This is a genomic window from uncultured Aquincola sp. (genome assembly GCF_964001545.1).
In the GTDB taxonomy this organism is placed as follows: Bacteria; Pseudomonadota; Gammaproteobacteria; order Burkholderiales; family Burkholderiaceae_C; genus Aquincola.
This window is the reverse complement of record NZ_CAXFDV010000260.1, coordinates 1-5,986: the sequence shown is the minus strand read 5'-3', so window position 1 is coordinate 5,986 and position 5,986 is coordinate 1. Positions and strand designations below refer to the sequence as shown.

6 protein-coding genes are annotated in these 5,986 nt (G+C 70.3%); 3 read left to right on the top strand and 3 right to left on the bottom strand.

Annotated features, from left to right (window positions below):
* Window positions 1-819: CHAD domain-containing protein (locus ABNT58_RS09095; RefSeq protein WP_348753173.1), on the top strand; the 819-nt coding region annotated here is incomplete at its 5' end.
* Window positions 820-828: 9 nt separating this feature from the next.
* On the opposite strand, the gene ABNT58_RS09090 is transcribed toward ABNT58_RS09095, so the two are convergent.
* The gene (locus ABNT58_RS09090; RefSeq protein ID WP_348753172.1) at window positions 829-1,842 is read right to left on the bottom strand and encodes a zinc-binding alcohol dehydrogenase family protein; all 1,014 of its coding nucleotides are present in this window, start codon (window positions 1,840-1,842) and stop codon (window positions 829-831) included.
* 100 nt (window positions 1,843-1,942) lie between these two features.
* Between ABNT58_RS09090 and ABNT58_RS09085 the strand changes: the two genes are divergently transcribed.
* A complete protein-coding gene (locus ABNT58_RS09085) occupies window positions 1,943-2,860 on the top strand; it encodes a LysR family transcriptional regulator (RefSeq protein WP_348753171.1) in 918 nt (305 codons plus the stop codon).
* Here ABNT58_RS09085 and ABNT58_RS09080 read toward each other — a convergent pair.
* Together ABNT58_RS09080 and ABNT58_RS09075 are read right to left on the bottom strand one after the other, a co-directional pair.
* Entirely contained in the window at window positions 2,857-3,888 is a 1,032-nt protein-coding gene (locus tag ABNT58_RS09080) for an SDR family oxidoreductase (protein ID WP_348753170.1), read from the bottom strand. The two genes, ABNT58_RS09085 and ABNT58_RS09080, sit on opposite strands and share 4 nt — an antisense overlap.
* The gene (locus tag ABNT58_RS09075) at window positions 3,885-5,180 is read right to left on the bottom strand and encodes a nucleotide sugar dehydrogenase (protein WP_348753169.1); all 1,296 of its coding nucleotides are present in this window, start codon (window positions 5,178-5,180) and stop codon (window positions 3,885-3,887) included. Before ABNT58_RS09075 ends, ABNT58_RS09080 begins: the two co-directional genes overlap by 4 nt.
* Window positions 5,181-5,471: 291 nt before the next feature.
* Here ABNT58_RS09075 and ABNT58_RS09070 point away from each other — a divergent pair, with 291 nt between their 5' ends.
* On the top strand, window positions 5,472-5,942 hold the full coding sequence (locus tag ABNT58_RS09070; protein WP_348753168.1) for an FxDxF family PEP-CTERM protein: 471 nt from the start codon (window positions 5,472-5,474) through the stop codon (window positions 5,940-5,942).
* The last annotated feature ends 44 nt before the right edge of the window (window positions 5,943-5,986 follow it).

Below are 5,986 nucleotides of genomic sequence, written 5' to 3'. Positions count from 1 at the left end.
GCGCTGCCCGAGTCGGCGGCCGAGTGGCTGCGCGACAGCGTGGCCGGCTGCCTGGCCCAGGTGGTGCCCAATGCCGATGCGCTGGCCAGCGGCCATGGCGATGCCGAACATGTGCACCAGCTGCGCGTGGGCCTGCGCCGGCTGCGCACCGTGCTGCGCGAGCTGGCCGGCATCGAGGCCCCCGCCCCGGTGCGGGAGGCCTTCAGTGAACTGGGCCGCTGGCGCGACCAGGACACGGTGCTGCAGGCCACGGCCCAGACGCTGGCCGAAGAAGGTGCGCCGCCGCTGGCCGCGCCCTCGCGCGCGGCCGACGTGCCCGAGCCGCAAACCGTGGCCCGCAGCAGCGAGTTGCAACTGGCGCTGCTGGCGCTGACGGTGCAGAACCTGCAGGCCGACGGCCTGGCGCCGGTGGAAGCCGGCAGCGCCCGCGCCCTGGCCCGCCACCGCCTGCAGCACCTGCACCGCCAGGTGGCGCGCGATGCCGATGGCTTCGAGTCGCTGCCGGTCGAGCAGCAGCACCGCACTCGCAAGCGGCTGAAGCGCCTGCGCTACCTGGCGGAGTTCGCGGCCCCGGCTTTTGATGCCAAGGCCGTCAAGCGCTACCTGAAGCAACTCGAGCCCGCGCAAGATGCGCTGGGCCTGCACAACGACCATGCCGTGGCCGCGCAGGTCTACCGCCAGGCGGCGCAGGCCGGCGACGGCAACGCCTGGTTCGCGGTGGGCTGGCTGCAGGGCCAGGCGCCCATCAGCGCGCGCCGCTGCCGCAAGGCCTTGCAGCGACTGGCGGACGCGCCGCGTTTCTGGAAGCAGCCCCGGTAAGGGCGCCTGTCAGAACCCCTCCAGCACGCCCTTGCCGATCGCCCGCCCGCTTTCCACCCAGGCGTGGGCGCGGCGCAGGTTCTCGGCGTTGAGGGCGCCGAAGCGTTCGGTCACCGTGCTGCGCAGCACGCCCGCATCCACCAGCCGCGCCACCTCGCCCAGCAGCTGGTGCTGCGCGGCCATGTCGGGCGTCTGGAACAGCGAGCGGGTGAACATCAGTTCCCAGTGCAGCGACAGGCTCTTGCGCTTGAGCGCGGTGATGTCCAGCGGCGTGGCCGGGTCGTCGATCAGCGCCAGCTTGCCCTGCGGCACCAGCGCTTCCACCAGGACGGCGTAGTGCTGCTCGGTGGCCGTCAGGCTGGCCACGAGGTTCACCTGTGCATGGCCGATGCGCCGCAGCTCGTCGGCCAGCGGCTGGCGGTGGTCGATCACATGATGCGCGCCCATGTCGGCGCACCAGGCCTGGGTTTCGGGCCGCGAGGCGGTGGCGATCACCGTCAGCTTCGTCAGCCGGCGGGCGATCTGCGTCAGCACCGAGCCCACGCCGCCCGCGCCGCCGACGATCAGCAGCGACTGGCCCTCGCCGCCGTCGCGCGGCACGCCCAGGCGGTCGAACAGCAGTTCCCAGGCCGTGATGCTGGTCAGCGGCAGCGCGGCCGCCTCGGCAAAGCCCAGCGTCGCCGGCATCGGTCCGACGATGCGCTCGTCCACCGCCTGCAGCGCGCTGTTGCTGCCCGCGCGGTCGATGGCGCCGGCGTACCACACGCGGTCACCCACCCGGAAGCGCGAGACGGCACTGCCCACCGCCTTCACGATGCCCGCCGCATCCCAGCCCAGCACCTTGGCCTGGCCTTCGGGCGGCGCCACGTTGCGGCGCACCTTGGTGTCCACCGGGTTCACCGACACCGCCTTCACTTCCACCAGCAGGTCGTTGGCGCGCAGTTCGGGCTCGGGCAGGTCCACATCGATCAGGCTTTGCGCCTCGGTGATGGGCAGGCTCTGGCGGTAGGCGACGGCTTTCATGGCAACTCCTTCAATGCGATGGGGGTGACTGTGCCGTTGAAGCCGCAGGCAAACCAGCCGTGCCACACTGCGGCAGCCGCAAACCACGTTTGTCAATTGCATGCCTGCCTTGCCCACCGTGGCCGCCGACACGCTGGAGCTGCCCGCGCTGCAGCTGGCGCTGCGCGCCGCCGAGCTGGGTAGCGTGGCCGCCGCCGCGCGCGAGCGCGACTGGCTGCCCGCCACTGCCACCGCGGCCATCCGCCGGCTGGAAGCGCAGCTGGGCGCGGCCCTGTTCACCCGCAACAGCCGCGCGCTGCGGCCCACGCCCGAAGGCGCGGCCTTCCTGCAGCGGGCGCGTGAGGCGCTGGCCCTGCTGGGCGACGGCGTGGCCGCGTTGCGTGAACCCCTGGCCCAGGTGCGCGGGCTGCTGCGGCTGGGCATGCCGGCCGACCTGGGCACGCGGCTGCTGCGGCCGCTGCTGGACGAGTTCATGGCGCTGCACCCCGCGCTGCAGCTGGAGCTGCAGGTGGGCGACCGGCTGAGCGACCTCGCGCGTGAACCGGTGGACGCCGCGCTGCGCTACGGTGAGCCACAGCAGCCCGGCCTGATTGTGCGCCGGCTGGCCGACAACCACCGGGTGCTGGTGGCCTCGCCCGACTACCTGGCCCGGGCCGGCACGCCGCAGACGGCGGAAGACATCGCGCAGCACCAAGGCATCTCGCTGCGCCTGGCCAGTCGGCCCGGCCATGTGTGGACGCTGCTGGACGACGGCCGCCCGGTGACGCTGCGGCCGCAGGTGCGGCGCATCGCCGACAACGGCCTGGTGACGCGGCAATGGGCGCTGGCCGGCCACGGCATCGCGATGAAGTCACGGCTGGACGTGGCCGACGACCTGGCCGCCGGCCGGCTGGTGCAGGTGCTGCCGGCGCTGCGCTCGGCGCCTTACCCGCTGGTGCTGGCCCTGGCCAGCGGCAGCCACCTCAGCGCGCGGGTGCGGGCGCTGGGCGACTTTCTCTCTGAACGGCTGAACCCTTAGGCAGCCGACTGCGCCGCGTACCAGCTGGCCGCGGCCCGCAGCCCCTGGCCGAAGCGGTGCGTGGGCGCGTAGCCCAGCAGCGTTTGCGCCTTGCCGATGTCGGCACGCGAGTGGCGCACGTCGCCTGCGCGGAAGTCGCCATACACCGCCGGTGCCACCTGCAGCCCTGGCCGCTGCGCGCCCAGCGCGGCGGCCAGCTCGGCATACAGCTGGTTCAGCGAGGTCTGGTCGCCCACCGCCACGTTGTAGACCTGGTTCAGCGCCTCGGGCGTGCTCACGGTGGCGGCCAGCAGATTGGCCTGCACCGTGTTGGCGATGTAGCAGAAGTCGCGGCTGGTCTCGCCGTCGCCGTTGATGCGGATCGCCTCGCCGCGCAGCATCTGCGCCGCCCACTTCGGGATCACCGCGGCATAAGCACCGTTCGGGTCCTGCCGCGGGCCGAACACGTTGAAGTAGCGCAGCCCGATGGACGCCGTGCCGTAGCAGCGGCCGAACACCTCGGCGTACAGCTCGTTCACGTACTTGGTGACGGCGTAGGGCGACAGCGGTTTGCCGATGCGGTCTTCCACCTTGGGCAGGCCGGGGTGGTCGCCGTAGGTCGAGCTGCTGGCGGCATACACGAAGCGTTGCACACCGGCGTCACGCGCGGCCACCAGCATGTTCAAGAAGCCGTCGATGTTGGCCGCGTTGGTGGTCACGGGGTCGGCCAGCGAGCGTGGCACCGAGCCCAGCGCCGCCTGGTGCAGCACATGCTGCACGCCTTCGCAGGCGCTGCGGCAGGTGGCGGCGTCGCGGATGTCGCCCTCGATGAAGCGAAAGCGCGCCTGCCGCTCGGCCGTCTGCACGGCGGTGGCGGCCACCAGGTTGTGCCGGTGGCCGGTCGCGAAGTTGTCCAGGCCCACCACCGTCTGGTCCAGCGACAGCAGGGTCTCGACCAAGTGGCTGCCGATGAAGCCGGCGGCGCCCGTCACCAGCCAGGTGCGGGGCGCGGCCTGCAGCTCGGCGCGCAGGGTGTCGTAGGCGCTCACAGGCGCCACACCCGGGCGCCTTCGGCGCGCAGGGCCGCTTCGTCGAAGCAGGCCTTCACGTCCACGATCAGGCCGCCCGGCTGCAGGCGGTCGCACAGCGCCTTGGGGCCCATCTCCAGATATTGCGCATGGGCCACGGCGGCCACCACCGCATGGGCCTTGGGCAGCGCGTTCCAGGCGGCCGGCGTCACGCCGTACTCGTGCTGCGCTTCTTCGGGCGAGGCGATGGGGTCGTGCACATGCACGTTCACGCCAAAGCTCTGCAGCTCATGGATGACGTCGATCACCTTGCTGTTGCGCAGGTCGGGGCAGTTTTCCTTGAAGGTCAGGCCCAGCACCACCACGTCGGCACCCTTGACCGGCAGGTCGGCCGCGATCATCTGCTTGACCGTCTGCTCGGCGATGAACTTGCCCATGCTGTCGTTGATGCGGCGGCCGGCCAGGATCACCTCGGGCCGGTAGCCAAGCATCTCGGCCTTGTGGGTCAGGTAGTACGGGTCCACGCCGATGCAGTGGCCGCCCACCAGCCCGGGGCGGAAGGGCAGGAAGTTCCACTTGGTGCCGGCGGCCTTCAGCACTTCCAGCGTGTCGATGCCGATCATGTGGAAGATGATCGCCAGCTCGTTCATCAGCGCGATGTTGAGGTCGCGCTGGGTGTTCTCGATCACCTTGGCGGCCTCGGCCACCTTGATGCTGCTGGCTTCGTACACGCCGGCGGTGATGATGCTGCCGTACACCTGGCTCACGGTGGCCAGCGTCTCGGGCGTGTCGCCCGAGACCACCTTGGTGATCTTGGTGAGTGTGCGCTCCTTGTCGCCGGGGTTGATGCGCTCGGGGCTGTAGCCGACGAAGAAGTCGGTCTTCCACTTCAGGCCCGACAGCCGCTCCAGGATGGGCACGCACACCTCTTCGGTGGCGCCCGGGTACACGGTGGATTCATACACCACCACCGCGCCGCGCTTCATGTGGCGGCCCACGCTCTCCGAGCTCTTGACCAGCGGCGTGAAGTCGGGGCGGCGCGCTTCGTCCACCGGGGTGGGCACGGCGACGATGATGATGTCGGCCTCGGCGATGGCTGCGGGGTCGGTGGTGCAGTACAGGTGCACCGCGGCCTTCAGGTCTTCGGTCGAGACTTCGCCAGTGGGGTCGACATGGCGGCGATAGGCCTCCACCTTCTCGGCCGACAGGTCCAGGCCGATCGTGCGCTGCCGTTCGCCGAACTTCACGGCCAGCGGCAGGCCGACGTAGCCGAGGCCGATCACGGCGATGGTGGGAGGGGTGGGGTGTGCCATCAGGTGCTGCCAGGTCCAAGCCGAGGAAGGGCCGCCATTATCCCGACGCGCCCCGCCCGCCAGCATGGCAGCGCTGTGGCACACGCACGATGCGGCGGCGCAACGCAGGCGGTGCAAAGCACGCGCAGCGGCGAGTTGTGCGACGTAGTGCCGGTGTGTCCAACTAATATGGGTGTTGCAGTTCCCCCGAACGGGGGATCACCCGGATGGCGCGCGTTCGTCACACTCGTAACAAGTGCTGAGCGACCACCGAAAGCACACCACCATCTATCTGACTCAGGGAGAGTCTCCATGAAGCGTTCCGCGATCGTCATCGCCTCCGTGCTGGCCCTGGCTGGCGTTTCCGCCCATGCCGTCGAGTACACCTGGACCGACTTGAGCGAAGCGCTGGAGGTCAACCAGCCCTACAACTTGAAGGGCAGCACCTTCAACGACAAGTACAGCTTCAGCCTGACTGGCCTCAGCTCGCTGAACGTCACTGTCGGCTCCACCGGTTCGTCCAACGCCACGTTCAGCCTGTACCAGGGCACGTCGCTGCTGGAGTCGTTCAGCATCGCCAACAAGACGCTGGTGCTGCCGCCCTACACCTCGCTGGCTGCAGGCGACTATTCGTTGGTCGTGGCTGGCACCGTGACCACCAAGCCGGCCAACTACACGCTTAACGCCACCGTCGCTGCCGTTCCGGAACCCGAAACCTACGCGCTGATGCTGGCCGGCCTGGGCGCCGTGGGCTTCATGGCCCGTCGCCGTCGCTCGGCCTGATCGCCAGGCACGCGGGCCTTGCGCCCGCCGCAGCCAAGAACAGG

Coding starts and splice junctions, on each gene's coding strand:
- ABNT58_RS09070 (WP_348753168.1), top strand. CDS start 5,472: ATGAAGCGTTCCGCGATCGTCATCGCCTCCGTGCTGGCCCTGGCTGGC.
- ABNT58_RS09090 (WP_348753172.1), bottom strand. CDS start 1,842: ATGAAAGCCGTCGCCTACCGCCAGAGCCTGCCCATCACCGAGGCGCAA.
- ABNT58_RS09075 (WP_348753169.1), bottom strand. CDS start 5,180: ATGGCACACCCCACCCCTCCCACCATCGCCGTGATCGGCCTCGGCTAC.
- ABNT58_RS09085 (WP_348753171.1), top strand. CDS start 1,943: ATGCCTGCCTTGCCCACCGTGGCCGCCGACACGCTGGAGCTGCCCGCG.